Origin of the sequence: Thauera butanivorans NBRC 103042 (genome assembly GCF_001591165.1) — a bacterium.
GTDB classification, from domain to species: Bacteria; Pseudomonadota; Gammaproteobacteria; order Burkholderiales; family Rhodocyclaceae; genus Thauera; species Thauera butanivorans.
Genome location: NZ_BCUG01000036.1, coordinates 41,277 through 64,804 on the forward strand (window position 1 = coordinate 41,277; position 23,528 = coordinate 64,804).

Annotated in this window: 19 protein-coding genes; 6 read left to right on the forward strand and 13 right to left on the reverse strand. The window is 67.0% G+C overall.

Features of this window, described 5'->3' with window-relative positions; genetic code table 11:
• Positions 1 to 129: 129 nt before the first annotated feature.
• The 3 genes from TBU01S_RS14870 (at position 130) to dnaE (ending at position 5,907) form a co-directional block, all read left to right on the forward strand.
• Positions 130 to 1,275 (forward strand): phospholipase A, encoded by a 1,146-nt coding sequence (locus TBU01S_RS14870; protein WP_068637560.1) that lies wholly within the window; start codon positions 130 to 132, stop codon positions 1,273 to 1,275.
• Positions 1,276 to 1,312: 37 nt separating this feature from the next.
• Positions 1,313 to 2,287, forward strand: a complete 975-nt coding sequence (locus tag TBU01S_RS14875) for a quinone oxidoreductase family protein (RefSeq protein ID WP_068637522.1) — start codon at positions 1,313 to 1,315, stop codon at positions 2,285 to 2,287.
• Positions 2,288 to 2,376: 89 nt separating this feature from the next.
• Positions 2,377 to 5,907: a DNA polymerase III subunit alpha gene (dnaE, locus tag TBU01S_RS14880; RefSeq protein ID WP_068637524.1), complete on the forward strand. Its 3,531-nt coding sequence runs from the start codon at positions 2,377 to 2,379 to the stop codon at positions 5,905 to 5,907.
• Positions 5,908 to 5,925: 18 nt separating this feature from the next.
• Here dnaE and TBU01S_RS14885 read toward each other — a convergent pair whose 3' ends face one another.
• The 11 genes from TBU01S_RS14885 to TBU01S_RS14935 form a co-directional block, all read right to left on the reverse strand.
• The gene (locus tag TBU01S_RS14885) at positions 5,926 to 7,206 is read right to left on the reverse strand and encodes a HAMP domain-containing sensor histidine kinase (protein ID WP_068637526.1); all 1,281 of its coding nucleotides are present in this window, start codon (positions 7,204 to 7,206) and stop codon (positions 5,926 to 5,928) included.
• Entirely contained in the window at positions 7,203 to 7,898 is a 696-nt protein-coding gene (locus tag TBU01S_RS14890) for a lipopolysaccharide kinase InaA family protein (protein ID WP_068637528.1), read from the reverse strand. The genes TBU01S_RS14885 and TBU01S_RS14890 overlap by 4 nt, the downstream gene beginning before the upstream one ends.
• Entirely contained in the window at positions 7,879 to 8,571 is a 693-nt protein-coding gene (locus TBU01S_RS14895; protein ID WP_068637530.1) for a class I SAM-dependent methyltransferase, read from the reverse strand. Before TBU01S_RS14895 ends, TBU01S_RS14890 begins: the two co-directional genes overlap by 20 nt.
• 93 nt (positions 8,572 to 8,664) lie before the next feature.
• Positions 8,665 to 9,336, reverse strand: coding sequence for a response regulator transcription factor (locus tag TBU01S_RS14900; protein ID WP_068637532.1), 672 nt, complete (start codon positions 9,334 to 9,336; stop codon positions 8,665 to 8,667).
• Between the two features lie 28 nt (positions 9,337 to 9,364).
• Positions 9,365 to 10,843, reverse strand: a complete 1,479-nt coding sequence (locus tag TBU01S_RS14905; protein ID WP_068637534.1) for an ArnT family glycosyltransferase — start codon at positions 10,841 to 10,843, stop codon at positions 9,365 to 9,367.
• Complete coding sequence (locus TBU01S_RS14910; RefSeq protein WP_068637536.1) at positions 10,836 to 11,849, reverse strand: glycosyltransferase family 2 protein; 1,014 nt, start codon at positions 11,847 to 11,849, stop codon at positions 10,836 to 10,838. The genes TBU01S_RS14905 and TBU01S_RS14910 overlap by 8 nt, the downstream gene beginning before the upstream one ends.
• Complete coding sequence (locus tag TBU01S_RS14915) at positions 11,818 to 12,249, reverse strand: GtrA family protein (RefSeq protein ID WP_068637537.1); 432 nt, start codon at positions 12,247 to 12,249, stop codon at positions 11,818 to 11,820. The genes TBU01S_RS14910 and TBU01S_RS14915 overlap by 32 nt, the downstream gene beginning before the upstream one ends.
• Before the next feature lie 245 nt (positions 12,250 to 12,494).
• Positions 12,495 to 12,794, reverse strand: coding sequence for an acylphosphatase (locus tag TBU01S_RS14920; RefSeq protein WP_068637540.1), 300 nt, complete (start codon positions 12,792 to 12,794; stop codon positions 12,495 to 12,497).
• Positions 12,787 to 14,478 carry a SulP family inorganic anion transporter gene (locus tag TBU01S_RS14925; protein ID WP_068637542.1) on the reverse strand — a complete coding sequence of 564 codons (1,692 nt, stop codon included), beginning with the start codon at positions 14,476 to 14,478 and terminating at the stop codon, positions 12,787 to 12,789. The genes TBU01S_RS14920 and TBU01S_RS14925 overlap by 8 nt, the downstream gene beginning before the upstream one ends.
• A 127-nt stretch (positions 14,479 to 14,605) precedes the next feature.
• Complete coding sequence (gene metG / locus TBU01S_RS14930; RefSeq protein ID WP_068637544.1) at positions 14,606 to 16,759, reverse strand: methionine--tRNA ligase; 2,154 nt, start codon at positions 16,757 to 16,759, stop codon at positions 14,606 to 14,608.
• A 122-nt stretch (positions 16,760 to 16,881) separates the two neighbouring features.
• Positions 16,882 to 17,472, reverse strand: coding sequence for an OmpA family protein (locus tag TBU01S_RS14935; RefSeq protein WP_068637546.1), 591 nt, complete (start codon positions 17,470 to 17,472; stop codon positions 16,882 to 16,884).
• 206 nt (positions 17,473 to 17,678) lie between these two features.
• On the opposite strand from TBU01S_RS14935, the gene apbC reads away from it, so the two are divergent.
• From apbC to TBU01S_RS14950, 3 genes are all read left to right on the forward strand, one after another.
• Positions 17,679 to 18,770, forward strand: a complete 1,092-nt coding sequence (gene apbC / locus TBU01S_RS14940; RefSeq protein WP_068637548.1) for an iron-sulfur cluster carrier protein ApbC — start codon at positions 17,679 to 17,681, stop codon at positions 18,768 to 18,770.
• A gap of 172 nt (positions 18,771 to 18,942) precedes the next feature.
• On the forward strand, positions 18,943 to 19,509 hold the full coding sequence (dcd, locus tag TBU01S_RS14945; RefSeq protein ID WP_068637550.1) for a dCTP deaminase: 567 nt from the start codon (positions 18,943 to 18,945) through the stop codon (positions 19,507 to 19,509).
• Positions 19,510 to 19,665: 156 nt separating this feature from the next.
• Complete coding sequence (locus TBU01S_RS14950) at positions 19,666 to 21,909, forward strand: arginine/lysine/ornithine decarboxylase (protein ID WP_068637552.1); 2,244 nt, start codon at positions 19,666 to 19,668, stop codon at positions 21,907 to 21,909.
• Between the two features lie 78 nt (positions 21,910 to 21,987).
• Here the strand turns inward: TBU01S_RS14950 and TBU01S_RS14955 are convergent, their stop codons facing one another.
• The gene (locus tag TBU01S_RS14955; RefSeq protein ID WP_068637554.1) at positions 21,988 to 22,485 is read right to left on the reverse strand and encodes a dihydrofolate reductase; all 498 of its coding nucleotides are present in this window, start codon (positions 22,483 to 22,485) and stop codon (positions 21,988 to 21,990) included.
• Complete coding sequence (locus TBU01S_RS14960; protein WP_068637556.1) at positions 22,482 to 23,276, reverse strand: thymidylate synthase; 795 nt, start codon at positions 23,274 to 23,276, stop codon at positions 22,482 to 22,484. Before TBU01S_RS14960 ends, TBU01S_RS14955 begins: the two co-directional genes overlap by 4 nt.
• Between the last annotated feature and the right edge of the window lie 252 nt (positions 23,277 to 23,528).

Below are 23,528 nucleotides of genomic sequence, written 5' to 3' on the forward strand. Positions count from 1 at the left end.
ATCTGCCGGGCGCCATCTCCGCGGGTGGCGCCCGGGTACTCGATCAACTACCGAAAGCGTGCCCGTCCGGCACTGTCCATGTCGTCCCGCCGAACTTCGAAGACGTTTCATGCCCCGCTCGCCCGCTGCATGCTCGCATGCATTCTGGGCCTGACGAACCTGCCCGCGATGGCGGACGGGTGGCTGCTGGCATCGTCCGAGCCGCGTGTGGTGCCGGGCCGCAGCTTCGATGTCGTGGTCATCGGCCCGGCGGATGGGGCGGAACTGCTGGAGCGTCTGGCGGCGCAGATCGAACTGCCCGACGGCGGCCCGCACATCGCGCTCGAACTGGTCGCTGCCGCCGCGGCCGATGAGCGCACGCGGCAGCGGCGCTACCTCGGCCGCTGGCCGGCCGAGGTCACCGGCTTCGCCACGCTGTCCCTGTCCGAGGCGGCGTCGGCCCGCATCGTCATGGATGCGGGAGCGGCCTTCCGCATGCCGGTGGAGACCGCGCAGTCGAACGACCTCGCGCGCAGCGGAACCGTCGTGCCGGCGGCGACGACGCATAACGAGCCGGTCCAGCCTTCGGCGCTCGCCGCCCATGAGCCGATGTATTTCCTCGTCGGCGGCAAGGATCCGGTCTCGGCGCGCTTCCAGTTCAGTTTCCGTTATCGCCTGTTCGACGACCAGGGCGTCGTCGGCGAGCATTTCCCGGTCGCGCGCGGCCTCTATTTCGGCTTCACCCAGACCTCGCTGTGGGACCTGCAGTCGGATTCGAAACCTTTTCGCGACACCAGCTTCCGTCCCTCGCTGTTCTACCGCTGGCTGGTCTCCGACCCTGCGCGGGGCGGCTTCGTCGCCCTGTCCGGCGGCTACGAACACGAGTCGAACGGCAAGGACGACGAGGATTCGCGCAGCATCGATACCTTGTTCCTGAAGGCCGAGGGGCGCTACTACCTGGACGACGGCGTGAGCTATTTCGGCCTCGAACCCAAGCTATGGACCTATCTCGACCGCGAGGACAATCCAGATATTGCCCGCTACCGCGGCTATGCCGAACTGGGCTTGCGCTACGGCCGGGACGATGGCCTGATGCTCACTTCGCTGCTGCGCCGGGGGACGGCGGGCAAGATGCGCCGCCAGTTCGATCTGTCCTGGCCGCTGCGCCGCAGCGTGTTCTCGGGCGTGGGCGCCTTCCTGCATCTGCAGTACATCGGTGGCTACGGCGAAACCCTGCTCGACTACGACAAGGACAACGGCGGCCAGTGGCGCATCGGTATCTCGCTCGTGCGCTGAGGCAATGCCGCCGCGCACGTTCACACAGGAGACGGACATGACGCATGCGATTCGCTTTCACCGTACGGGCGGCCCCGAAGTGCTGCAATGGGAAGAGGTGGCGCTGCCGGCGCCGGACGCTGGAGAAGTACGGGTCCGGCACCATGCGGTGGGGCTGAACTTCATCGACACCTATCACCGCAGCGGGCTGTATCCGCTGTCGCTGCCGTCCGGGCTGGGCATGGAAGCGGCCGGCGTCGTCGAGGCCGTCGGCGAAGGCGTGGCCGAACTGAAGGCCGGCGACCGCGTCGCCTATACCAGCGGGCCGCTCGGCGCCTATGCCGAGGCGCGCAACATCGAGGCGCGCCACCTCGTGCGCCTGCCCGAGGCGATCTCTTTCGAGCAGGGCGCGGCGATGATGCTGCAAGGCCTCACTGCGCACTACCTGCTGCACAGCACCTACCCGGTGAAGGCGGGCGACATCATCCTGGTGCATGCCGCGGCCGGCGGCGTCGGCTCCATCCTGGTGCAGTGGGCGAAGCTGCTGGGGGCGACCGTGATCGGCACCGTCGGCAACGACGACAAGGCGGCGCAGGCGAAAGCGCTCGGCTGCGACCACGTGATCGTGTATTCGCGCGAGCGCTTCGCCGAGCGGGTGCGCGAGCTGAGCGGCGGCGCGGGCGTGGCGGTGGTCTACGACTCGGTGGGCCGCGACACTTTCCTCGACTCCGTGGCCTGCCTGCAGCGGCGCGGCATGATGGTGAGCTTCGGCAACGCCACCGGGCCGGTCGCGCCCTTCGATTGCGCGCTGCTGGCGCAGGCCGGCTCGGTGTATGTCACCCGCCCGGCCTTGTTCGACTACATCGCCACGCGCGAGGAGCTGGAACTGCGCAGCGCCGCGCTGTTCGAGGCCGTCGGTGCGGGCAGGCTGCGCATCGCCGTCAACCAGCGCTACGCGCTGAAGGATGCGGCGCAAGCCCATCTCGATCTCGAAGCGCGCCGGACCACGGGTTCGACCATCCTGCTGCCGTGACCGGGCGCAGCGGGCGGGAACAACGAGGGAACGATGGGGGCGCAATCAGAGGGCGGTGAGGGCCGGCGGGCTCGGGTAAAATCGCCGCCATGACTGCCTCCCAGAACACGCTTTCCCAGGACTCGCCAGCTTCGCCGCCGCAGCCGCGCTTCGTCCATCTTCGCCTGCATTCCGAATACTCGATCACCGACGGCATCGTCCAGATCGACCAGGCCGTCGCCGCCGCCGCGGCCGACGGCATGCCGGCACTCGGCATCTCCGACCTCGCCAACCTGTTCGGCATGGTCAAGTTCTACAAGACCGCGCGCGGCAAGGGCGTCAAGCCGATCGTCGGCGTCGATGCCTGGATCCAGAACGAGGCCGAGCGCGACAAGCCCCATCGCGTGCTGCTGATCTGCAAGAACCGCGCGGGCTACGGCCAGGTGTGCGAGCTGCTGACGCGCGCCTATCTCGACAACAAGTACCGCGGCCGTGCCGAGATGCGGCGCGAGTGGTTCGAGAACGGCGCGGCGAGCGAACTGCTGTGCCTGTCGGGCGCGATGCAGGGCGACATCGGCGCGGCGATCGCCGCCGGCAATCCCGCGCAGGCGGCGCAACTGGCGGCGGACTGGGCACGGCTGTTCCCGGATGCCTTCTACATCGAGGTCCAGCGCGCCGGCCACCCGGGCACCGAAAGCTACATCCGCCAGGCGCTCGAGATCGCCGGCGAGCTCGACCTGCCGGTGGTGGCGACGCATCCGGTGGAATTCCTCAAGCGCGAGGACTTCCAGGCCCACGAAGCACGCGTGTGCATCGCCCAGGGTTACGTGCTGGCCGACAAGCGCCGGCCGCGCGATTTCACCGAAGAGCAGTACCTGAAGAGCCAGGCGGAGATGTGCGAGCTGTTCGCCGACATGCCCGAGGCGCTGGAAAACGCCGTCGAGATCGCCCGCCGCTGCTCGCTGACGGTGCAGCTGGGCAAGAACTTCCTGCCGCAGTTCCCGACGCCCGACGGCATGACGCTGGATGATTTCCTCGTCCAGGAGGCGAAAGCCGGCCTGGAGCGCCGCCTGGCACAGCTCTACCCGCACCCCGAGGAGCGCGAGCAGCAGCGCCCGCGCTACGAGGAACGGCTCAAGTTCGAGACCGACACCATCATCCAGATGGGTTTCCCCGGCTACTTCCTGATCGTGGCCGACTTCATCCGCTGGGGCAAGCGCAACGGCGTGCCGGTGGGGCCAGGGCGCGGCTCGGGCGCGGGCTCGCTGGTGGCCTACTCGCTGGAGATCACCGACCTCGATCCGCTGGCCTATGCGCTGCTGTTCGAGCGCTTCCTGAACCCCGAGCGGGTGTCGATGCCCGACTTCGACATCGACTTCTGCCAGGACAACCGCTACCGCGTCATCGAATACGTGCGCGAGCGCTACGGCAAGGACGCGGTCAGCCAGATCGCCACCTTCGGCACCATGGCATCGAAGGCGGTGGTGCGCGACGTCGGCCGCGTGCTCGACCTGCCCTATGGCCTGTGCGACCGCCTGTCCAAGCTGATCCCGATCGAGGGTGCCAAGCCCGTCTCGCTGAACAAGGCCTACGAGATGGAGCCGCAGATCGGCGAGATGATGAAGGACGGCAACGACGGCGAGGCGGTCCAGACCCTGTGGGCGCTGGCGCAGCCGCTGGAAGGCCTGTCGCGCAACGTCGGCATGCACGCCGGCGGCGTGCTGATCGCGCCCGGCAAGCTGACCGACTTCTGCCCGCTGTACATCGCCGACGGCGACGATGCCTCGCCGGTGTCGCAGTTCGACAAGGACGACGTCGAGGCGGTCGGCCTGGTGAAGTTCGACTTCCTCGGCCTGCGCAACCTCACCATCATCGAGCTGGCGCTGGAGTACGTCGAGCGCCTGGAAGGCAGCCGGCCCGACCTGATGAGCCTGGGTTTCGAGGACCCCGCCGCCTACCAGATCCTGAAGGACGCCAATACCACGGCGATCTTCCAGGTCGAATCGGAGGGCATGAAGAAGCTGCTGAAGAAGCTCGCGCCCGACCGCTTCGAGGACATCATCGCGGTACTGGCGCTGTACCGTCCCGGCCCGCTCGGCTCGGGCATGGTGGACGACTTCATCCTGCGCAAGAAGGGCCAGCAGGAGATCGACTACTTCCACCCCGATCTGAAAGCCTGCCTGGAGCCGACCTACGGCGTCATCGTGTACCAGGAACAGGTGATGCAGATCAGCCAGATCATCGGCGGCTACACCCTGGGCGGCGCCGACATGCTGCGCCGCGCGATGGGCAAGAAGAAGCCGGAGGAGATGGCCAAGCACCGCGCCACCATCGCCGAAGGCGCGAAGCAGAAGGGCTACGACCCGGCGCTGGCCGAGCAGCTCTTCGACCTGATGACCAAGTTCGCGGAGTACGGCTTCAACAAGTCGCACACTGCAGCCTATGCGGTGGTGACCTACCACACCGCCTGGTTGAAGGCGCACCACTGTGCCGCCTTCATGGCGGCGACGATGTCGTCCGACCTGGACAATACCGACACCGTCAAGATCTTCTTCGAGGACACGGTTGCCAACGGCATCAAGGTGCTGCCGCCGGACGTGAACACCTCCGACTACCGCTTCGTGCCGGTGGATCGCAAGACGATCCGCTATGGCCTGGGGGCGGTCAAGGGGGTCGGTGAGCCGGCGGTGCGGGCGATCATCGCCGCGCGCGAAAAGGCGGGCGGCTTCCGTGATCTGTTCGACTTCTGCGAACGGGTCGACCGCAGGATGGTGAACCGCCGCGTCATCGAGGCGCTGATCCGTTCCGGCGCGATGGACAAGCTGGAAGGCCACGCCGGTCTGGATCGCTCGCAACTGATGGCAACCGTGGCGCTGGCAATGGAAGCTGCCGAGCAGGCTGCGGCCAACGTGATGCAGGGCGGCCTGTTCGACATGATGCCGGAGGCCGCCGGTGCGGCGCCGGAGTTCGCCAAGCTGCGGCCGTGGACCGAACGCGAGCGGCTGAAGGAGGAGAAGCTCGCCATCGGCTTCTTCCTCTCCGGTCATCCGTTCAATGCCTTCAAGCCCGAAGTGCGCCGCTTCGTGCGCCGCACGCTGGCGCAGCTCGAGCCCTCGCGCGACATCACGATGATGGCCGGCGTGGTGATGGAAACCCGTACCAAGATGGGCAGCCGCGGCAAGATGGCCTTCGTCCAACTCGACGACGGCAGCCAGCCGCGCGAGGTCGCGGTCTATTCCGAAGTGCTCGACGCCAACCGCGGCAAGATCGTCACCGACGAAGTGCTGGTGGTCGAAGGCAAGGTCAGCAACGACGATTTTTCCGGCGGCCTGCGCATCGTCGCCGAGCGCCTGCTGAGCCTCGGCGAGGCGCGCAGCCGCTTCGCCCGTGCCCTGCAGGTGCGCATCAACGGCGAAGTCGCGGCCAGCGGCGGCGCGCTCGCCGCCGCCGGCAAGCTGCAGACCCTGCTCGAACCCTTCCGCGAAGGGGGCTGCCCGGTACGGGTCAACTACCGCAACGCCGCCGCCGAGGCGGAGTTGCCGCTGGGCGACGGCTGGCGGGTGCGGCTGGACGACGCGCTGCTGGAAAGCCTGCGCGACTGGCTGGCGCCGGAGGCGGTGGAAATCGTCTATCCGAACTGAGGGCGCCCGCGCCGTGCTTCATTCCTGGGTGCTGCGCGCCGCATCGGGCAGGAACAGCAGGTCCAGCACGGTGCCGCCGGCGTCGCTGCGGCGCACCCGCAGCAGCCAGCCCAGGCGCTCGCAGATCAGGCGGACGATGAACAGGCCGAGTCCGTCTTCCGGCACGAGACGGCCCGCGGGTGCGTTCAGGCGGGCGCGGATGTGCTCCGGCAGTCCCGCGCCGGCATCGCTGATGCTGAGGCTGTTGGCGCCGAGTTCGACATGCACCTCGCCGGCGGTGTGGCGCACCGCGTTCTGCACCAGGTTGCGCAGCAGCATGCGTACCAGGGTCGGATCGGCGTGTACGACGGGCGCGGGCTTCGGCAGGCTGCAGCGGATGCGTCCGGCCTGCTGCGGCGCGCCGTCTTCCAGCTCTGCCACGACCGCGCGCACGCTGTCGGTCAGGTCGAGGTCTTCCGGCTGGTCGCTGTCGCCCGAGCGGCGGGCGAGCTTGAGCAGGGTTTCGACATCGGCCCGCATCTCGTCGGCAGCGCGGCGGATGCGTGCCACCGTGTGGCGATCGGCGTCGTCGAGCGAATTGCGCTGCGCCAGCACGTCCAGCGCGCCGGAGATCACCGCCACCGGCGTGCGCAGCTCGTGGCTGGCCAGGCTGACCAGCGATTTCTCGCGCTGGACGTAGGCGTCCAGCGCATCGAGCAACTGGTTGAGGGTGGCGGCGATGTTGGCCAGCTCCATGTCCTCGTAGCGGCTGTCGATGCGGGCGACCGGCGAGCCGGGCTGCAGGCGCGCGATGTGGCGGGTGAGATCGTCCAGCGGGCCGAGGATGCGGCGGGTGCCGATGCGCGTCAGCAGCACGACCAGGCCGAGCACCAGCAGGGCGAACAAGCCCCACCCGAACCGCTGCGCTGCTTCGCGGCTTTCCATCAGCGTGATGTCCTGGGCGAGGTAGATCACACCGGCGGGCGCCGCCACACGCTCGATGGAGATGAGCCAGGTCTTGTCAGCCACTTCCACTTCGGCCGAGAACGGCACCGGGCGGTTGCGGAAGATTTCCGGCAGTACGGTCGTGGCGCCATCGGGCACGTACAGCGTGGTCAGCAGCGCGGTGTCGCGGGATTCGACCTCCGTGCCGCCGACGTGCTGCTCCAGGAAGGCCCGCTCCAATGCCAGTTCGTTCCGCAGGATGCTGTCTTCCATGTCGTCGTAGACGCTCTCGATGATGACCAGCGTGACGGCGACGTTGATGAAGCCGATGGCGAGGAAGGTACGGAACAGCCGGCGCGAGAGCGAGGTTTTCATCGACGGCTCGAGCGCTCGCCGGCCAGGGCGCGGGCGTGGCTGGCGAGCAGCCGCGCCCACTCCTGATCGTCGAACAGGCGCTGGCGGCGGCGCAATTGGGCGAGGTCGTGGCGCGCCGCCTGGCCCGGCGTCAGGCGGCGGCGCATCTTTTCCAGGTCCAGCAGCGCGACATCGGGCGGAGCGTCGTGGTGCAGGCGGATCATGACGTGCTTGTCATACAGGCAGCTGTGTTGCAGGCGTTCGCGGTGCAGGCGGCCGAGCGTCTGGCCCAGCGCATCGGCGACGGTGGCGCGCCGGGCCGCCGGCAATGCCTCCAGTTCGTGCAGCGGATGGTAGTCCTCCAGTGCGGCGGTTGCCAGCACTGCTTCGATGCCGGCCGCCGTATGCCGGACGGCGTGAAAGAGCGGGGTGGGTGCGGCGATGCCCAGCGCGCGCAGCTGCAGCAGGAAGTACCACTCCCGGCTGGCCGTGGGCCAGCCCAGCGGGTGGCGCAGGCTGCGGAACAGATGATTGCGCTGGCGCTTGACGTAGGCGACGCCGTTCCCGGTCACGGCGCGGATCACGCCGCTCCAGCCGCTCCGCCGTTCATTGGGTTCTTCCACCCAGTCGCCCGGCAGTGTCCACCAGTAATCGAAGTCGTTCCTGCCCGCGATTGCCGTTCCGGCGGGCCGTTCAGGCGCGGCGCAGAACATAGACGCGCCACATCGAATGCAGGGGCAGGAAATCGAGATGCCCGATGATCTCGAAACCGGCGCTGGCGAACTCGGCTTCCGCGGTGGCGCGCGGCAGCACGTGGCGGTTCTGGTAGCCTGTCCTGCCGCGCCGCTGCCGCTGGGTTTCCTGCCGCCGGCGCCGCCAGGCCAGGTAGTTGCCGTCCACCCACAGCGACAGGATCACCGTATCGCGGCTGACGCGATGGAACTCGCGCAGCATGGCCAGGCGGTGTTCGGGCTCGCCGATGTGGTGCAGCAGGCGCATGCAGAAGATGCTGTCGACCGAACGGTCGGGCAGATCGATGGCGAAGGCCGAGGTATGCAGCGGACGGATGCGTTCGCGCAGGCCTGCCGGACAGTGGCGCAGCGCGACGTCCAGCATGGCGGCGGAGTTGTCGGCCGCGATGATCTGGCGCGCAGGCTGCTCGCCCAGCACTTCCCAGAAGCGCCCCGCGCCGCATGGCAGGTCCAGCACCCATTGCGGCTCGCCGGCCAGCACGAGGGCCCGGCGTGCCAGTTGCTGGTCGCGGCGGTTGGACAGGCGACGGCGCAGACCGCTGAGATGCTTGTCGTGGTAGGCCTCGGAATGCCCAGCGTCGTATTTGGCGCTGAATGGCAGTTCGACGTCGGCTGGGGCGGTGTTGCGGGGCATGGGGTGGACTCCATTCGGTGCAGAGTCCACGCAAGGTAATCAGGCAGCGGTCAAGGAAAGGTGCACGGCAAGTGAAAAAGATGTGAAAGGCGCTCAGCCATCGGCAATGCGGTAGCCGATGCCATGCACCGTATGCAGCAGCGGCCGGGAGAAAGGCTTGTCGATCTGCTGGCGCAGCGCATGGATGTGGCTGCGAAGTGCATCGCTGTCGGGCGGGTTGTCGCCCCACAGGGCCTCCTCCAGCACTTCGCGGGGCACGACTGCCGGGCTCTTGCGCATCAATACCGCGAGCAGCTTGAGCCCGATCGGGCCGGGATGCAGGCCCTGCCCGGCGCGGCTGACTTCCAGCGTGTCGAGGTCGTAGTGCAGATCGCCGACGCGCAAGTCGCGGCGCATGCCGCCATGGCTGCGCTTGAGCACGGCCTCGATGCGCGCGGCCAGCTCCGGCAGGGCGAAAGGTTTCGTCAGATAGTCGTCCGCACCGCTGTGAAAGCCCTGCAGGCGGTCGGCCAGTGCGTCGCGCGCGGTCAGCATGATCACCGGCACGCTCTTGCGCTCGCCGTTGCGCAGGCGTTCGCACAGGCTGAAACCGTCCACGCCGGGCAGCATGACGTCGAGCACGATCAGGTCGTAGTGCTGGGTGGCCGCCAGGTGCAGGCCGGTGAGGCCGTCGGCGGCGCAATCCACGACATAGCCTTTCATGCCCAGGTAGTCGACCAGGTTGGCCAGGATGTCGGCGTTGTCCTCGATGACCAGCAGACGCATCGGCAGTCTCGTAAAAGTGGCCTGGCCGTCAGCGCGGCGTCGGCGGGTTGTGCTGCAGCAGGATGTGTTGCGCGCCACGGTAGCGTACCGCCAGTTGCTTTCCGGCGGCCTGTTCCAGCCAGTCCAGATCGCGTCGACGGACGGCGATGAACAGAGGAGGGGAGCCGTCGGCCGCCTGCGCCAGCGCCGCCAGCAGCTCGGCACGTTCGATGCGGCGGGCTGCGTCGCGCGAATAATAGCGCGCGGAAAACGGCATGTCCTCGAGGTAGTACAGGCGCTCCACGCTGCCGTCCGGCAGTGCTTCGAGCGCGGCGATCAGCGGCGCGGCGGATTTCAGCTTGTGCGGATGCAGGGCAAGATGGACGCCCGCCACGCTGAGCATCAGCGGGATTGCCAGCACCAGTGCCAGCGCCGTCCGCCGCACGGGTGTCGCATCCAGCAGCGGCAGCAGGCCGCGCGCGATCAGGATGGCGAGAAAGGGTAGGCCCGGCAGCAGGTAAGTCCACAGGATGTTGCCGGCAAAGCTGAAGAACACCGCCGGGGCGAAGCCGGCCGCCAGCAGCAGACGCACGTCGTCGTCGGCCAGTGCCTTGCGCAGCGTGGCGCGGCCGGCACGGCTGCACAGGCGGTGGGCCAGCAGGGCCAGGCCGGCGATGCCCCAGGGAAAGCTCGCCCACAGCAGGAACAGCCAGATCGTGCCGTGCGTCTCGCGGTGGGCGTTGCCGTACAGGTCGCCGGCCCAGCCCGGATCGACGAAGCGGCGGAAATGTTCGCCGAGCAGGAAGTAGTCCAGGAATCCGGGCGTCTTCAGTTCGGCCGCCAGGTACCAGGGCAGCACCAGCACGGCGACCAGCAGGCTGCCGCCCCGCCACGGCAGGGCGTCCGCTGCGCGACGCCAGCGGCCCTTGCACAGCAGCCAGGCTGTGCCGGGCAGACCGACCAGCACCAGCGCCAGCGGCCCCTTGGCGAGCAGGCCGATCGCCAGGCCGACGAAGAACAGCCAGCCCCACGGTACGCGCCGGCCGCGGCTGGCGAGGGCCAGCGAGACCAGGCTGAGGGTGGTGCCGAAAGCCAGGAAAGGGTCGGTGAGCACCGCGCCGGCGCTGACGAAGGCCAGCGCCATGCTGGCCAGCACCAGGCCGGACCACCAGGCCAGGCGTTCGCTGCCCTGCTGCCGCGCCAGCCTCAGCGTGAGCCACAGGATGCCGATCATGGCCAGCCAGCTCGGCAGGCGGGCGGCGAAGTCATGGATGCCGAACAGTTTCAAGGACGCTGCCTGGGCCCAGAACGAGAGCGGCGGCTTGCCCCAGAAGGGCAGCTCGGGAGTGAGCCAGGGCGTGATCCAGTCGCCGCGCTCGGCCATCAGGCGGGCGGTTTCGGCATAGCGCGGCTCGGTGGTGTCGCTCATCGGCAGCACGGCCATGCTCAGCAGGCGCAGGCCGAGTATCGCGCACAGCAGCCAGAACAAGCCGAATCCGGTCGTCGGCCGACGGCTGGAATCAGGCATGGCGGCGCGTCTTCCATTCGGCCATCCGGGTGGCGGCGAGGACCAGGTGCTCGTCCTGTATCAGGTAGAGCGGCCGCTGCTTGGCTTCCAGATAGGTCTTGCCGACGTACTCGCCGACGATGCCGATGCCCAGCAACTGCATGCCGCCCAGCAAGGCGAGCAACGCCACCAGCGAGGGATAGCCGGCCACCGGATCGCCGAACAGCAGCGCCTTGGCGACGATCCAGAGGCAGTAGAGCCCGCCGGCCAGCGCGGTCAGCGCGCCGGCCATGGTGGCCAGGCGCAGCGGCGCGGTGGAGAACGAGGTGATGCCTTCCAGCGCCAGGCCGGCCAGCGCCGCGTAGCCCCACTTGCTGCGCCCGGCGTGGCGTGCGGCACGGTCGTACTGCAGCACCGCGGTGGGCAGGCCGACCCAGGCGTAGAGGCCTTTCATGTAGCGGTTGCGCTCGGGCAGGCGCAGCAGCGCATCCACCGCGCGGCGGCTCATCAGGCGGAAGTCGCCGGCGTCGAGCGGAATCGGCGCCGGGCTCAGCCGTGCCAGCAGGCGATAGAAGGCATGGGCGCTGGCGCGCTTGAGCCAGCTTTCGCCGGCACGGCTGCGGCGCTGCATCTGCACCACGTCGGCACCGGCGCGCCACTGGGCCAGCATGTCGGGGATCAGTTCCGGCGGGTCCTGCAGATCGGCGTCGAGCACGACCACCGCTGCGCCGCGCGCATGCGCGAGGCCGGCGCTCATCGCTGCTTCCTTGCCGAAGTTGCGGCTCAGGCGCAGCAGGCGGAGGTCGGCGCGGCGCGGCTGCATGGCGGCCAGCAGATCGGCGGAGCCGTCGTGGCTGCCGTCGTCGACGAACACCAGTTCGGCGTCCAGGTCGAGCGTATCGAGGACCTGTTCCAGCCGTGCCACGCAGGCTGGCAACACCTCGCGTTCATTGTAGAACGGCACGACGATGCTGAGCGTGGGCAGGGCGTGCCGTTCAGGCAGGCGTTTGAGCATCTGTGGCTTCATCGAAGACCATCCTCGCGTAGAGCAGGTAGTTGAGCGCGGCGATCGCGCCGCTGGTGCCCGCCTGGGCGAGGGCGGGCGGCCAGCCGGCGGGGCCGTGCAGCACGGCGAAGAGCAGCAGGTTGGCCAGCCAGGCGAGCGCGCAGCTCGCCAGGTAGCGTGGCAGGGCACGGCGGTGGGCCGTATTGCTGGCGAAGGCATGGCGATGCTGCAGCGGATAGTTGGCTGCGGCGCCCGCCATCGCGCCCGCCGCGGTGGCGGCATGGGCATCGATGCCGGCGGCGAGCATCGCGCTCATGCACAGCCAATGGACGAGCGTCGCCGCTCCGCCGGCCAGGGCGAAACGGGCTGGGCGGTGGAAAGCGGCGATGGAGGGGGCGGGGGAGGTGCTGGCGGTGTTCATCGGCCGGCACTATGAGCCGGACGGCGTCGCCGAAACGTCAGGGAAATGTGCAGAAAACGTGAACCTGCGGTATTCGGGCCGCAGCAGGCTTCAGGCGCCGGGCAAGTACGTGCAAGCTGCTGCCTGCCTGCCTGCCTGCCTGCCTGCCTGCACGGCAGCAGTGCGAGCGCACGCCGTTGGCCGGTTCCGGCCTGCCCGTTGATCTGGCTGCCGATCGGGCAAGGAGGAAATGGAGGCGGCTGCCTTCAGGCCGTCGGTCGTTGTTCGAATCCGTCCGTGGCTTCGTCGTCGGCCGCGCCGACGTCGATGCGCGTGACCCTGGCCTGCGGCGGTCCTTCGTGCGCCCAGCCGATGAAGGCTTCGACAGCCGGCAGCGCGCCGATCACCAGCGCTTCGACGCTGCCGTCGAGCCGGTTGCGCACCCAGCCGCGCAGACCCAGCCGGGTGGCTTCGGTCTGCGCGCTGGCGCGGTACCACACACGCTGGACCTTGCCGTGGATGCGCAGCAGGCGGGCGGCTGGCTGCGGGTCGCCCCGTTCAGGCATAGGCGACCTCCGGACGGGTGCCGCTGAGCCACTGGGCGCGCAGCAGGGCGTCGGTGATGTTGGCGGCGATGTTCTCGTCGCCCAGGCTTTCCATGAAGCCCGAGCGGAACACCAGCGAACCGGGCTGCGAGTTCAGCCCGCACAGGATCAGGTGGGCGCCGCGCTTCTGCAGGTTGCGGTGCAGGGTCTGCAGGATGTCCAGCCCGGTGGTATCCAGGCTGATGACCTTGTCCAGATCCAGGATCACCACGTCGGGGTGGCCGTGCTGCATCAGCAGCAGGTTCTCGAGCTTGTTGGCGGCGCCGAAGAACAGGCTGCCGAACATCTTGTAGGCGAGGATGCGCGGGGTGCCGTCCTCGCGCTGCATCGCTTCGTTGCCGTAGTAGTCTTCGAGCGGCACGCGTTCGATGCGGGTCAGGTCGGACATGCGGTAGATGAAGAACAGGCTGGCCAGCACCATGCCGAGTTCCACCGCCAGCGTCAGGTCGAACACCACGGTGAGGAAGAAGGTGCTGAGCAGGATGGTGCGGTAGCTCAGCGAATAGCGCGCCAGCACCTTGGGCGCGAAGGCGTGCCATTCGCCCATGTTGATCGAAACGACGACGACGATGGCCGACAGCGTGGCGAGCGGGATGGCGCTGGCGAGCGGTGCCAGTGCGAGCACGATCGCCAGCAGTACCAGTGCATGAAGGATGCCGGCGACCGGCGTGCGGCCGCCGGTGCGGATGTTGGTGGCGGTGCGGGCGATCGCGCCGGTGGCGGCGAAGCCGCCGAACAGCGGCGCGGCGACGTTGGCGATGCCTTGCGCCATCAGTTCCTGGTTGGGGTCGTGGCGGTCGTCGATCTGGCTGTCGGCGACGCGGGCCGACAGCAGCGATTCGATGGCACCGAGCAGGGCGATGGTGAGCGCGGGCGTCACCAGCTTGCCGAGCGTGCCCAGACTCAGTTCCGGCAGGCCGAAGGTGGGCAGCTCCTGCGGGATGCCGCCGAAGCGGCTGCCGATGGTGTCGACCGGCAGCGCGAACAGGGCGTTGATCGCGGTCATGATGATCAGCACTGCGAGCGGTCCCGGCAGGCGTGCCATCCAGCGCGCTTTCTTCGCCTGACGGTTCCAGACGACGAGCACCGCCAGCGAGGCCACGGCGACGGCGACGGTGGGCAGGTCGATGGTCGGCAGCGCGGCCCACAGCGCGACCATCTTGGCGAAGAATTCGCCCGGCAGGTTGTCGATCCGCAGGCCGAGGAAGTCCTTGATCTGCGAGATGAAGATGACGACCGCGATGCCGTTGGTGAAGCCGATGACCACCGACAGCGGAATGAAGCGGATCATGCTGCCGAGCCGCAGCGCCCCCATGGCGAACAGCAGGATGCCCGACATCATCGTCGCGATCAGCAGGTTCTGTACGCCGTGATCGACGACGATGGCGTAGATGATCGGGATGAAGGCGCCGGTGGGGCCGCCGATCTGCACCCGTGAGCCGCCCAGCAGCGAGATCAGTAGGCCTGCGACGATCGCGGTCCAGATGCCGGCGGTCGGGGTCATGCCCGAGGCGATGGCGAAGGCCATCGCCAGGGGCAGGGCAAGCACGCCGACGGTGATGCCGGCGGAAAGGTCCTGGGCGAAACCTGAGCGGCCGTAGCTGGGCAGGGTGTCGAGGAGCTTGGGTCGGAACTGGATTTTCATGTCGTCTCCGCTGCGAGTCTGAACGAGGCAAACGTGGCTGCCCCTCCGGGCAGCATTACGGAGACGGTCGCCCTCGTCCTGCATGATGCAGGATGATCCAGCGTTTCGAGGGCGTCAGCGGCATGGCTTACTTGACCCGCATGCCGGGTGTGGCACCGGCGTCGGGCGACAGGATGTAGAGCCCGGCGCTCTTGCCTTCGGCGTCCGAGGCGGCCAGCACCATGCCTTCGCTGAGGCCGAACTTCATCTTGCGCGGCGCCAGGTTGGCGACCATGACGGTGTGGCGGCCGACGAGCGTGGCCGGGTCGTAGGCCGACTTGATGCCGGCGAAGACCTGGCGCGGTTTGGGCTCGCCGGCTTCGTCGGTTTCGCCGATGTCGAGCTGCAGGCGGATCAGCTTGTCGGCGCCGTCGACGTGTTCCGCAGCGACGATCCTGGCGATGCGCAGGTCGACCTTGGTGAAGTCGTCGATCGAGATGTGCGGCGATGCTGCCTCCGCCGCCTGGGCGGTGTGCTGCTGCTTCTCGGCATGGCGCTGCTGGGACGATGCGGTCTTGGCGTCCGTTGCCGGCGCGGCCGGGGCGAGCGATTCGCGGTTGGCTTCGAGCAGGGCGTCGATCTGCTTGCGCTCGACGCGGGTCATCAGGTGGCTGTAGGGCTGGATGGCGTGGCCGGCAGGCAGCGCGGCCCAGTCGCCCTGCCAGTCCAGCGCCGGAATCGACAGGAAGGATTCGACCTGGGCAGCCAGCGCCGGCAGCACCGGCTTCAGGAAGCGGGCGAGATCGCGGAACATGTTCAGCGCGGTGCTGCACACGGTGTGCAGGCGGGCTTCCTGGCCTTCCTGCTTGGCCAGTTCCCACGGCTTGTGATCGTTGACGTATTGGTTGGCGAGGTCGGCCAGGCGCATGATCTCGCGCAGCGCGCGGCCATAGTCGCGCTCGTCGTAGGCGGTGGCGATGCTGCCGTCGGCCCAGGCGGCGGCGAAGTCGGCGCAGGCCTGCAAGTCGGTTCCGCCCAGCCTGCCGTCGAAGCGCTTGCCGATGAAGCCGGCGCAGCGGCTGGCGATGTTGACGAACTTGCCGACGAGATCGGAGTTCACCTTGGCGATCATGTCGTCGAGGTTGAGGTCGACGTCTTCCATGGTGCCGTTCGACTTGCCGGCGAAGTAGTAGCGCAGCCACTCGGGATTGAGCTTCTGCGCGATGTAGGAGTGCGCGGTGATGAAGGTGCCGCGGCTCTTGCTCATCTTGGCGCCATCGACGGTCAGGAAGCCGTTGACGCACAACTGGCTGGGCGTGGCGTAGCCGGCGAACTCGAGCATTGCCGGCCAGAACAGGGCGTGGAAGTAGAGGATGTCCTTGCCGATGAAGTGCACCATCTCGGTGCCGGCCGCGGCGGCCCGTGCGCCGTCGGTGTAGTCCTCGACGACGATGTCGCCGCGCTTGTCGGCGAGGTTGCGGAAGCTGGCGAGATAGCCGATCGGCGCATCCAGCCAGACGTAGAAGTACTTGCCGGGGGCGCCGGGGATCTCGAAGCCGAAGTAGGGGGCGTCACGCGAGATGTCCCAGTCGGATAGCTTGTTCTCGCCCTCTTCGCCCAGCCATTCCTTCATCTTGTTGGCGGCCTCCATCTGCAGGCGGCGCGCACCCTGGGCGTTGGTGCCGCGCGTCCATCGGCGCAGGAAGGCGACCGCGCGATCGTCCGACAGGCGGAAGAAGTAGTGCGTCGAGGTGCGAAGCACCGGCTTGGCGCCGGATACCGCCGAATAGGGGTTCTTGAGTTCGGTCGGGGCGTAGGCGGCGCCACAGGCTTCGCAGTTGTCGCCGTACTGGTCCGCGGCGCCGCATTTGGGGCATTCGCCCTTGATGAAGCGGTCGGGCAGGAACATTTCCTTGACCGGGTCGTAATACTGCTCGATCTCGCGGGTGTCGATGAGGCCGGTGGCCTGCAGCTTGCCGTAGATGTCCGCGGCGTAGTCGCGGTTCTCGGGGCTGTGGGTGGAGTGATAGTTGTCGAAGGCGACGCCGAAGGCGGTGAAGTCGCGCAGGTGTTCACCGTGCACGCGTTCGATCAGTTGCTCGGGCGTCAGGCCTTCCTTTTCGGCGCGCAGCATGACCGGCGTGCCATGGGTGTCGTCCGCACAGACGTAATGCACCGAATGGCCCCGCATGCGCTGGTAGCGCACCCAGATGTCGGCCTGGATGTAGCCCACCAGGTGGCCGAGGTGAATGTCGCCGTTGGCATAGGGCAGGGCGTTGGTGACGAGAATCTTGCGGGGCATGGTCTGTGGGGGCGTATATCAAGGAATGCAAAGAGCGCAAGTTTAGCAAAGCGCGCGGGCAGCGGCCTGCCACTTATGGTGCTTATTCCGCGCTCTGCCCCAGTGGTGGTGTGCTCGTCTCCTCAATGCATTTCGCGCAGCAGCAGCTCGACCCGGCGGTTGCGCGCGCGGCCTTCCTCGGTGGCGTTGCTGGTGAGCGGATCGGCTTCGCCACGGCCGTCGGCGTTCAGGCGGTCGAGGGGGATGCCGCGTTCGGCGAGATGGGCGGCGACTGCCTCGGCGCGCTCGATCGACAGGCGCAGATTGACCATTTCACTGCCCTGGCTGTCGGTATGACCAACGACCTTGACCGCGACGCCGGGTTCGGCGGCGAGCAGCGGCGCGATCGCATCGAGGGCGGCGGCGAGCGGTGGGCGGATTGCGCTGCTGCCCGAGGTGAAGCCGTCGGATACCGGGATCTCGATCCTGAAGCCTTGCGCGTCGGCCGTGCCGATGGTGATGCCGGGTGTGCTGCGCGTGGCCTCGTTCATCGCCTGCCGCAGGGCGGGCCAATCGGGCGCCGGTGCCGTCTGGCGGACGAGGGCATGCAGGTGGATCGGGTCGTCGGCGGGCGCGGCTGGCGCGTCGGCCGTGCCGGTGGTGGCGCAAGCCTGCACCAGCAGTGCGGCGCCGAGGATGAGAAGCGTGGAGCGAAGGGAGGCGGAGATGCTCATTGCCGGAAATACGTCGATGGGGCAGAGGCTCTGCCGAGGGTGGAAAGCATACGAAATTCGGGCGCGCAGGCTGGCGGGTCAGCCACTGCCGATCCGCGCCGGCAGGAAACCCCAATGGTAGCGCGGGTGAGCGTTGGCGGAGGCTCCGGTATGATTCCCCCGTTTCCGCCCGGCTGCGGGCGTTCCGATCATCGAGGAAATACGCAATGAGTCTCGACCAACAAACCGTAACCGACGTGCTCAAGTCGGTGATCGATCCGAATACCGGCAAAGACTTCGTCTCTGCCCGCTGCATCCGCAATCTGGTGGTGGAAGGCGGCAATGTCGCCTTCGAGGTCGAACTCGGCTACCCGGCGAAGAGCCAGCACGAACCCGTCCGCGCCTTGCTGGCGGAAGCACTGGCGGCGGTGCCGGGTATCGGCCGCATCGATGTCACGGTCAACAGCAAGGTGGTGGCCCATGCCGTGCAGCACGGCGTGAAGCTGCTGCCGGGGGTGCGCAACATCATTGCCGTGGCTTCCGGCAAGGGCGGCGTGGGCAAGAGCACGACCTCGGTGAATCTGGCGCTGGCACTGGCAGCGGAAGGCGCGCGCGTCGGCCTGCTGGATGCGGACATCTATGGCCCGTCGCAGCCGCAGATGCTGGGCATCGGCGGCCAGCGGCCGGTGTCCGAGGACGGCAAGACCATGATCCCGCTCGAAGCCCACGGCATCCAGGCGATGTCGATCGGCTTCCTGATCGAGCAGGACACGCCGATGGTGTGGCGCGGCCCGATGGCGACGCAGGCGCTGAACCAGATGCTGAAGGACACGGCCTGGCAGGATCTCGACTATCTGCTGATCGACATGCCACCGGGCACCGGCGACATCCAGTTGACGCTTTCGCAGAGCGTGCCAGTGACGGGGGCGGTCATCGTCACCACGCCGCAGGACATCGCCCTGCTGGATGCGCGCAAGGGCCTGAAGATGTTCGAGAAGGTGGGCGTGCCCATCCTCGGCGTGGTCGAGAACATGAGCATCCACATCTGCTCGAAATGCGGCCACGAAGAGCACATCTTCGGCCAGGGTGGTGGCGAGAAGATGTGTGCCGACTACAACATTCCTTTCCTGGGAGCGCTGCCGCTGGACATCCAGATCCGTTCCGAAGCCGACGGTGGCACGCCGACCGTGGTCGCCGATCCCGACGGGCGCATCGCCGCGATCTACAAGCAGATCGCGCGCAAGGTGGCGGTGCGCATCGCCGAGAAATCCAAGGACATGACGCACAAGTTCCCGAACATCGTCATCAAGAACAGTTGAGTGTCTCCGGGCGCACTGCCGCGCCCGGCCCGGGGGCCGTGTGCCGGCGCAGGCTCGTGCCCCCGGCTGAAAAACTGTGGTGCGGAGGCTTTCGTCCGCGGGGTGCTTGTCCTACACTACGCGGCTTTCCCGACCGCTGACGGTCGCAACGCACCCGCTGGAACCCGCGCCCATGTCCATCAAGTCCGACAAGTGGATCCGCCGCATGGCCCGAGAGGCCGGCATGATCGAGCCTTTCGCGCCGGAACTGGTGCGCACCAACGACAGCGGCCGCATCGTTTCCTACGGCACCTCGAGCTACGGCTACGACGTGCGCGTGGCGAATGAATTCAAGATCTTCACCAACATCAACTCGACCATCGTCGACCCCAAGGACTTCGATGCGCGCAACTTCGTCGATTTCACCGGCGACGTCTGCATCATCCCGCCGAACTCCTTCGCGCTGGCGCGCACCGTCGAGTATTTCCGCATTCCGCGCAGCGTGCTGACGGTCTGCCTGGGCAAGAGCACTTACGCGCGCTGCGGCATCATCGTCAACGTCACGCCGCTGGAGCCCGAGTGGGAAGGCCACGTGACGCTGGAGTTCTCCAACACCACGCCGTTGCCGGCCAAGATCTACGCCAACGAGGGCGTGGCGCAGATGCTGTTCTTCGAGTCGGACGAGGTGTGCGAGACCTCGTACAAGGACCGCGGCGGCAAGTATCTCGGCCAGACCGGCGTCACGCTGCCGAAGATCTGATCGAGCCTGGCTGCTGACGCCGACAACCGTGAATATGGGGCCGCCTGACGGCCCCTTGTGCTTTTCCCGCTTCAATTCCGGTAATGCCCGCGCAAGATCGAGGGCTTACTCTTCCACTTTTTCCGTCCCGCAAGGACCCCGCTGGAGACGATCAGGATGAGATTCCATTTCCCCATCATCATCATCGACGAGGATTTCCGCTCGGAAAACTCTTCGGGCCTGGGGATTCGCGCGCTGGCGAAGGCGATCGAAGACGAAGGCATGGAAGTGCTCGGCATCACCAGCTATGGCGATCTGACCTCCTTCGCCCAGCAGCAGAGCCGCGGCTCGACCTTCATCCTGTCGATCGATGACGAAGAGTTCTCGTCGCCCGAGGCTTCGGCCAAGGCGATCGCCGATCTGCGCGCCTTCGTCGAGCAGATCCGCTTCCGCAATGCCGAGATCCCGATCTTCCTGCACGGCGAGACGCGCACCACGCGCCACATCCCCAACGACGTGCTGCGCGAGATGCACGGCTTCATCCACATGTTCGAGGACACGCCGGAGTTCATCGCCCGCTATGTGGTGCGCGAGGCGAAGAACTATCTCGAATCGCTGCCGCCGCCTTTCTTCCGCGCGCTGACCCACTATGCGGCGGACAGCTCGTATTCCTGGCACTGCCCGGGGCACTCGGGCGGGGTCGCCTTCCTGAAGAGCCCGGTGGGGCAGATGTTCCATCAGTTCTTCGGCGAGAACATGCTGCGCGCCGACGTCTGCAACGCGGTGGACGAACTGGGCCAGTTGCTCGACCACACCGGTCCGGTGGCGGCCTCGGAGCGCAACGCGGCGCGCATCTTCAACTGCGACCACCTGTATTTCGTCACCAACGGCACCTCGACCTCGAACAAGATGGTGTGGCACACCACCGTGGCGCCTGGCGACATCGTCGTGGTGGACCGCAACTGCCACAAGTCGATTCTCCACTCGATCATCATGACCGGCGCGGTGCCGGTATTCCTGACGCCGACGCGCAACCACTACGGCATCATCGGGCCGATCCCGCTGGAAGAGTTCTCGATGGAGAACATCCTGAAGAAGATCGAGGCCAACCCCTTCGCGCGCAATGCGAAGAGCAAGAAGCCGCGTATCCTGACGATCACGCAGTCGACCTACGACGGCGTGGTGTACAACGTCGAGACGATCAAGGAGATGCTCGACGGCGAGATCGATACGCTGCACTTCGACGAGGCCTGGCTGCCGCACGCGGCTTTCCATGACTTCTATGGCGACTACCACGCCATCGGTGCCGATCGTCCGCGCTGCCGCGAGTCGATGGTGTTCTCGACCCAATCGACCCACAAGCTGCTGGCCGGCCTGAGCCAAGCCTCGCAGATCCTGGTGCAGGACTCGCAGACGCGCAAGCTCGACCGCGACATCTTCAACGAGGCCTATCTGATGCACACCTCGACCTCGCCGCAGTACGCGATCATCGCGTCCTGCGACGTGGCGGCGGCGATGATGGAAGCGCCGGGCGGCCCCGCGCTGGTGAACGAATCGCTGAGCGAAGCAGTCGAGTTCCGTCGCGCGATGCGCAAGGTCGATGCCGAGTTCGGCGACGACGACTGGTGGTTCAAGGTATGGGGGCCGGAATTCCTCGCCGAGGAAGGCATCGGCAGCCGCGAGGACTGGACGCTGAAGGCCGGCGAAAGCTGGCACGGCTTCGGCGACCTGGCCGAAGGCTTCAACATCCTCGACCCGATCAAGGCGACGATCATCACCCCGGGCCTGAACATGGACGGCGACTTCGCCGAACATACCGGCATTCCGGCGGCGATCGTCACCAAGTACCTGGCCGAGCACGGCATCATCGTCGAGAAGACCGGGCTTTACTCCTTCTTCATCATGTTCACCATCGGCATCACCAAGGGCCGCTGGAACACGATGGTGACCGAGCTGCAGCAGTTCAAGGACGACTACGACCGCAACCAGCCGCTGTGGCGCGTGATGCCGGAGTTCATCGCCAAGCACCCGCGCTACGAGCGGGTCGGGCTGAAGGACTTGTGCGACCAGATCCACAGCTTCTACAAGGCCCACGACATCGCCCGCCTGACCACCGAGATGTACCTATCGGACATGGTGCCGGCGATGAAGCCCGCCGATGCTTTCGCCAAGATGGCGCACCGAGAGATCGAGCGCGTGTCGCTGGACGAACTCGAAGGCCGCGTCACCGCGATGCTGGTCACGCCGTATCCGCCGGGCATCCCGCTGCTGATCCCGGGCGAGCGCTTCAATGCCACGATCGTGCGCTACCTGAAGTTCGCACGCGATTTCAACTCCCGCTTCCCAGGCTTCGAAACCGACATCCATGGTCTTGTGAAGGGTGAGGACGGCCGCTATCACGTCGATTGCGTGAAGGACTGATCGAGGCTGGCTGTGCCGGCATGAGAAACGACGAGGGCCGCGATCAGCGGCCCTCGTTGCGTCATGCGGTGCCTGTGCTCAGCGGTGGCGGTAGCTGACGAAATCGAAGTCGAAGTCGTTGTCCGCATCGGCGGTGCGCGCATCGCGCCGCTCCTCGACGAAATCGGAACGATCGAAGAGCGGGAAATGGGCGTCACCCTCGACGTCGGCCCAGATTTCGGTCAGTTCGAGGCGGTCGGCGCGGGGCAGCAGGGTGTTGTAAAGCTGGGCGCCTCCGATCACGAAAATGCGCTCGGTGTCCGCGGCAGCGGCGAGTGCGGCCTCCGGAGAGTGGAAAACCTCGGCGCCTTCCGCGCGGAACTGCGTGTCGCGGGTGACGACGATGTTGCGGCGGCCGGACAAGGGCCGACCCAGTGATTCCCAGGTCTTGCGTCCCATCACGACTGGATGGCCCATGGTCATCGCGCGAAAATGCTGCATGTCGGCCTTGAGTCGCCAGGGCAGTCCGTTGTCGCGACCGATCACGCCGTTGCGTGCGACCGCTGCGATCAGGGTGATTTCAGGAGTCGTGCTCATACAGCCACCGGTGCCTTGATGTGGGGATGCGGATCATAGTCGCCGATGCCGAAGTCCTCGAGGCGGAAGGCGAAGATATCCTTCACTTCGGGGTTCATCTTCAATGTCGGCAATGTGCGCGGCGTGCGCGAGAGTTGTTCGCGCGCCTGGTCGAGATGGTTCAGATAGAGATGGCAGTCGCCGCCGGTCCAGATGAAGTCGCCGGCTTCCAGCTCGCAGACCTGCGCGACCATGTGGGTGAGCAGGGCATAGGAAGCGATGTTGAAGGGTACGCCGAGGAAGATGTCCGCGCTGCGCTGGTAGAGCTGGCAGGAGAGGCGGCCGTTGGCGACGTAGAACTGGAACAGTGCATGGCAGGGCGGCAGTGCCATCGTGTCCACTTCGCCCGGGTTCCAGGCAGAGACGATGTGCCGGCGTGAATCCGGGCTGCGCCTGATGCCGTCGATCAGCTTCGTGATCTGGTCGACGGTCGTGCCGTCCTTGTTTTCCCAGCGCCGCCATTGCTTGCCGTACACCGGGCCGAGGTCGCCGTTTTCGTCGGCCCACTCGTCCCAGATCGAGACGCCGTTGTCCTTCAGGTAGCGGATGTTGGTATCGCCCTGCAGGAACCACAGCAGCTCATGGATGATCGAGCGCGTATGGAGCTTCTTGGTCGTCAGTAGCGGAAAGCCTTCCTTCAGCGGAAAGCGCATCTGCCAGCCGAAGACGGACAGGGTGCCGGTGCCGGTGCGGTCGGTCTTGCGGTCCCCGTGCTCGAGCACGTGGCGCATGAGGTCTAGGTACTGTCGCATGTTTGAGGGGAGGCAAATAAATGGAGATGGTACATCACCCTCATTACCCACTCCGCGGCTCTGGCGGGGCAAGCAGCATGGGGGCGTCCGGGTCCCGTCCGTGTGTTTGGCGGATCGTGTGACGAGAAAGGTGCTGGCTCCTGGAGTGGCTGTACAGGAGGGCGGCCAGGGTAGGATGGGTGGAGCCGCAGGCGAAGCCCATCACCTCTGCGCCCCGCAAATGATGGGTTTCGCTAGGCTCTACCCATCCTG

Excerpts from the sequence above, each read along its gene's own strand:
- TBU01S_RS14870 (WP_068637560.1), top strand. The coding sequence starts at position 130 with ATGCTCGCATGCATTCTGGGCCTGACGAACCTGCCCGCGATGGCGGAC.
- TBU01S_RS14875 (WP_068637522.1), top strand. The coding sequence starts at position 1,313 with ATGACGCATGCGATTCGCTTTCACCGTACGGGCGGCCCCGAAGTGCTG.
- dnaE (WP_068637524.1), top strand. The coding sequence starts at position 2,377 with ATGACTGCCTCCCAGAACACGCTTTCCCAGGACTCGCCAGCTTCGCCG.
- TBU01S_RS14885 (WP_068637526.1), bottom strand. The coding sequence starts at position 7,206 with ATGAAAACCTCGCTCTCGCGCCGGCTGTTCCGTACCTTCCTCGCCATC.
- TBU01S_RS14890 (WP_068637528.1), bottom strand. The coding sequence starts at position 7,898 with ATGTTCTGCGCCGCGCCTGAACGGCCCGCCGGAACGGCAATCGCGGGC.
- TBU01S_RS14895 (WP_068637530.1), bottom strand. The coding sequence starts at position 8,571 with ATGCCCCGCAACACCGCCCCAGCCGACGTCGAACTGCCATTCAGCGCC.
- TBU01S_RS14900 (WP_068637532.1), bottom strand. The coding sequence starts at position 9,336 with ATGCGTCTGCTGGTCATCGAGGACAACGCCGACATCCTGGCCAACCTG.
- TBU01S_RS14905 (WP_068637534.1), bottom strand. The coding sequence starts at position 10,843 with ATGCCTGATTCCAGCCGTCGGCCGACGACCGGATTCGGCTTGTTCTGG.
- TBU01S_RS14910 (WP_068637536.1), bottom strand. The coding sequence starts at position 11,849 with ATGAAGCCACAGATGCTCAAACGCCTGCCTGAACGGCACGCCCTGCCC.
- TBU01S_RS14915 (WP_068637537.1), bottom strand. The coding sequence starts at position 12,249 with ATGAACACCGCCAGCACCTCCCCCGCCCCCTCCATCGCCGCTTTCCAC.
- TBU01S_RS14920 (WP_068637540.1), bottom strand. The coding sequence starts at position 12,794 with ATGCCTGAACGGGGCGACCCGCAGCCAGCCGCCCGCCTGCTGCGCATC.
- TBU01S_RS14925 (WP_068637542.1), bottom strand. The coding sequence starts at position 14,478 with ATGAAAATCCAGTTCCGACCCAAGCTCCTCGACACCCTGCCCAGCTAC.
- metG (WP_068637544.1), bottom strand. The coding sequence starts at position 16,759 with ATGCCCCGCAAGATTCTCGTCACCAACGCCCTGCCCTATGCCAACGGC.
- TBU01S_RS14935 (WP_068637546.1), bottom strand. The coding sequence starts at position 17,472 with ATGAGCATCTCCGCCTCCCTTCGCTCCACGCTTCTCATCCTCGGCGCC.
- apbC (WP_068637548.1), top strand. The coding sequence starts at position 17,679 with ATGAGTCTCGACCAACAAACCGTAACCGACGTGCTCAAGTCGGTGATC.
- dcd (WP_068637550.1), top strand. The coding sequence starts at position 18,943 with ATGTCCATCAAGTCCGACAAGTGGATCCGCCGCATGGCCCGAGAGGCC.
- TBU01S_RS14950 (WP_068637552.1), top strand. The coding sequence starts at position 19,666 with ATGAGATTCCATTTCCCCATCATCATCATCGACGAGGATTTCCGCTCG.
- TBU01S_RS14955 (WP_068637554.1), bottom strand. The coding sequence starts at position 22,485 with ATGAGCACGACTCCTGAAATCACCCTGATCGCAGCGGTCGCACGCAAC.
- TBU01S_RS14960 (WP_068637556.1), bottom strand. The coding sequence starts at position 23,276 with ATGCGACAGTACCTAGACCTCATGCGCCACGTGCTCGAGCACGGGGAC.